Consider the following 247-nt stretch of genomic DNA (forward strand, 5'->3'; position numbering starts at 1 on the left):
GACTGGTGTTGATAACTGCTGATTTCAATGGACTGAATCTGAAATGTTACGAATCAGGTTCTAGCCATGCTCGTGGCAAATCGATTGTCGGTTCCCCTTCATGTGCAAGGCGTTCAATGTGAGGACCACCTGGATATGGCATGGATAATGTTCGAGCTTGTTTATCTTATGCCACTCCAGCTGGAACATGTCTTGATTCTCCAATCTCTTCCAATGAACCATGTTCTTTCTTATACACTAGCGCCGT

General features: G+C 44.5%; 1 pseudogene. It reads right to left on the minus strand.

From position 1 onward, the window contains the following. Window positions 1-49: 49 nt before the first annotated feature. Window positions 50-247, minus strand: a pseudogene (locus tag JDS99_RS31410) (tRNA (adenosine(37)-N6)-threonylcarbamoyltransferase complex transferase subunit TsaD); the annotation flags it as partial.

Origin of the sequence: Bacillus cereus group sp. N6, assembly GCF_016483705.1 — a bacterium.
GTDB classification, from domain to species: Bacteria; Bacillota; Bacilli; order Bacillales; family Bacillaceae_G; genus Bacillus_A; species Bacillus_A wiedmannii.